This is a genomic window from Bacillus sp. LR--39 (genome assembly GCF_053613335.1).
The window spans coordinates 1-628 of sequence record NZ_JBSIOT010001104.1; the positions used below are offsets into that span (position 1 = coordinate 1).

Annotated in this window: 1 protein-coding gene; it reads right to left on the reverse strand. The window is 43.3% G+C overall.

Annotated features, from left to right (window positions below):
• Positions 1-563: MFS transporter (locus tag ACWHAR_RS28735; RefSeq protein ID WP_452088653.1), on the reverse strand; the 563-nt coding region annotated here is incomplete at its 3' end.
• Positions 564-628 lie beyond the last annotated feature (65 nt).

A 628-nucleotide genomic window follows, 5' to 3' on the forward strand; every position in this document is an offset into this window, starting at 1 on the left:
GGCACTTTTATCAAGAACGAAACAAGTAAGCCCGCAACCATAAACAGCGCAAAGGCTGTAAAGAATACAGGAAAGCTTACCACTCTCATCAAATTCAGACCAAGGAAAGGCCCAATCGCCATAGCGAGGTTCATAGACATGGCAAAGTATCCAAGCCCTTCACCGCGCCGTTTGGCTGGAATAATATCAGCGGCAATTGCACCTGTAACAGTCGTTAAAATGCTGAACCAAATCCCTTGGAAGAACCGCAATCCGAGCAGCAGGGAAAAGTTATGAATCGGCATATACAGAAAAGATGATAGGGCGAAGAGCGCCATTGATACAATCGCCATTCTTTTCTTCCCGAAACGCTCAACGATGGCTCCGGAGAAAGGCCGTGTAATGATCGCAGACAGAAGGAACAGGCTGATTAAAAGCCCGCCTTGTGATTCTGTACCGCCAAGCTCTTGCAGCGTGTAGATCGGCAATACAGTTAAAAATGTATAAAAGAACACAAACACAAATAAATTGACAAGCAGGACCATAATAAAATCCTTGGTCCATATCGCATCCGCTTTTTTCAAATGTATGTCACTTCCTTATTTTCATTGTTGTAAAAACATGCGGAATAAATGAGAAAAAGCTTCTT